Raw genomic sequence first — 2878 nt, 5'->3', positions numbered from 1 at the left:
AGATATGCCAGGATCAAGGTGTTGATGCTATTGAAATTGGGATTCCCCATTCTGATCCAGTTGCTGACGGTCCGATACTTCAAGAATCTTCATATCATGCCTTAAAAAATGGAGTCACACCGGAGATGATTCCAGAGATTCTCTCCAGTGTCCAGCTAAAGGTTCCTCTTATTGCTATGACCTATGGAAATATTGTTTTTCATTATGGAATCGAGCGCTTCGGGAAGGATTATCACCAGGCTGGTTTTCAAGGTTTAATCGTAGCTGATTTCCCTTTGGAAACTTCCCGGATGCTTGATAATCTGAAAGAAATGCTTTCAGTTATCATCCTTGCTTCAACTAATACATCGGCTGAAAGATTACGAAAAATTGGGCAAGAAAGCCGTGGTTTCGTTTATATCGTTTCTGGAAAAGGAATCACCGGAAAAACCAATATCGACCTTGAACAAATCAAACCGGTGATTAATGATTTGAGAAAAACAACCACAATTCCTCTCCTCATTGGTTTTGGTGTCAATTCGCCTGAAATGGCCCGGGAATTAGCGATAATTGCTGATGGTGTAATTGTAGGGAGTGCAGTAGTAGGCTTTATTGCTCAACACAGCGATGATCCTGAATTGATGAGCAAATTTGCTGGATATCTATCCCAATATCATCAAGCACTGGATTAAGCGAGTGCTATTTAGGATTTTAAAAGAGGGTTTAACCAAGCGACTTTCTTTTAAAAATAGAAGGAAGGTGAAAGAAAAATGAAAAAAATCTTTTTATCAATTTTAGTTTGCATCATTATTTTAGCTGTTCCATCGGCGTTTGCTGAAGAGACCAAGACCGTAGCTGTGATTACTCCCTACTTGGCTTCAGTAACGACCAATCAGATGATTAAAGCCTTTGAAAGAGAAGCCAAATCGAAAGGATGGAATGTGGTTACTGTTGACACCAAAGGTGATTTTGGAGCACTGGCAAGCCGGATGGAAGATATGATCGCTCGAAAGGTTGATGCAATCGTATTGGGATCAGCAGATCCCAACCAACTTAAAGATCAAATAAAGAAGTCAAATGAGGCTGGTATCCCGGTTTTAGGAGCCGATGCCGGTTGGATTCCGGGAGTAACCTGTAATGTCACTTCTGACAATTATGTTATGTCGGCGATGATGACCACATTTTTGTTTAATGCAATCGATCGAAAAGGGAATATTGTGGTTTTCACTCACCGGCCTCACCATGGAGTGAGAAAAAGAACCTTGATTCTGGATGCTATTTTAATTGAAAATCCGGATATCAAAGTCATTACTGAACACCACGTTCAAGTTCCAGGTCCCATAGAAGATGCGCGAAAGGCAATGGAAAGCATCTTGATTGCTAATCCTCAACCTGGCTCCATTCAGGCGGTTTGGGCAGGGTGGGATGAACCAGCTATTGGAGCAACTCAGGCGATTATTGCCGCCGGCAGGCAAAATGAAATTGTAGTTGCGGGGGTTGATGGAACGAGCCAAGCAATTGAACTTATCGAAAAGGGGACACCTTTGATTGCTACCGTATCTCAGGATTTCGAAGGAATGATGGTGATCCTCGTTGAGCAGTTGGAACGAATTTTTAGCGGGAAGAACCCCATATCCATTGAAGTATACACACCATCGAAGTTAATCTATAAAGAATAAAATGAGTGGAATGGGTCGACCATGGAATATTTATTAGAACTCAAGGAAATTTCCAAAAAATTTCCCGGGGTCGTTGCTCTCCAAAATGTCGATTTTTCTTTACAAAAAGGTGAGATTCGTGCCTTAGTAGGGGAAAATGGAGCAGGAAAATCGACTTTAATAAAAATCATGACCGGTGCTCTCCAACCTGATGCTGGTTCTTTGTTTTGGATGGGTCAACCGGTATCTCTGAATTATCCTTGGAAGGCACGACAGATTGGTATAGCATTTATCCATCAAAATAGAAGCTTAATTCCCTTTTTTTCTGGATTTGAGAATATTTATCTTGGTCGACCCTATCCTCGAAAACGAACCGGTCTGGTTCATTGGAAAAAAATAAGGGAAGAAGTGAAGGTAGTTATTTCCCGGTATCACCTCTTGGTAAATATGGACAAGCCGATCCAAGAATTACCAGCTGGCGAACAAACCATGATCGAAATTGTCCGAACACTTCTGGATAAAACCAATTTAATTGTATTGGATGAACCTACAGCGACACTAACTAACGCAGAAACTCAACTCTTATTTCAAGCCATCCGGACTCTAAAAGACCAGGGAGTCACATTTGTATATGTTTCCCATCGCATTGACGAAATATTTGAAGTTGCTGATTCGGTGACTGTATTACGAAATGGAAAGGTTATGAAGACCCTCCCCATTCACGAAGCGAAAAAATCGGATATCGTTTCTTTGATGGCTGGAGAAACAGTATTAAGCACATTTCCACCGCCTCCTCCAATTGGATTTTCGCCAACTGTTTTATCGGTTCAATTGCTCACCGTTCCACGGGAACAAATAAAAAATATCAATTTCTCTCTAAGGAAAGGTGAAATACTGGGAATATTTGGATTGGTTGGTGCTGGGCAAGGTGAATTGGTCGAAACATTGTTTGGAATGCATGTTCCTTTTTCGGGAACCATTTTGATCGATGGAGAAAAAGTAAACATACAAAATCCCCGATCTGCAATACAAAATGGAATTCTACTCGTTCCCGGAGATCGACTTCTCCAAGGTCTCATTTTTCCCTTCAATGTGAGAGAAAATATCACCTTACCTATGTTATGGCGGTTTCGAAAGAATTGGCTTTTTCCGATTCCCGATCGAAGAAAAGAAAATAAGCTGGTTGGTGAAATGATAACTAACTTAAATATACGAGCATCGGGAGGGGAACAAAATGTGGC

The 2878-nt window shown here is 41.0% G+C and carries 3 protein-coding genes; all 3 read left to right on the top strand.

Translation table 11 applies throughout. The features are described 5' to 3' along the window. Positions 1 to 671, top strand: a 671-nt coding sequence (gene trpA, locus PLK24_RS10275) for a tryptophan synthase subunit alpha (protein ID WP_324478837.1), incomplete at its 5' end; no start/stop codon positions are given. A 78-nt stretch (positions 672 to 749) separates the two neighbouring features. Beyond that, entirely contained in the window at positions 750 to 1658 is a 909-nt protein-coding gene (locus PLK24_RS10270; RefSeq protein ID WP_324478835.1) for a sugar ABC transporter substrate-binding protein, read from the top strand. A 21-nt stretch (positions 1659 to 1679) separates the two neighbouring features. Continuing rightward, a partial coding sequence (locus tag PLK24_RS10265) for a sugar ABC transporter ATP-binding protein (protein WP_324478833.1) occupies positions 1680 to 2878 on the top strand: 1199 nt, incomplete at its 3' end.

The sequence above is a fragment of the Atribacter sp. genome (assembly GCF_035418125.1).
GTDB lineage: Bacteria > Atribacterota > Atribacteria > Atribacterales > Atribacteraceae > Atribacter > Atribacter allofermentans.
Note: the sequence above shows the minus strand (reverse complement) of the source record. Positions and strands in the feature narration are given on the sequence as shown.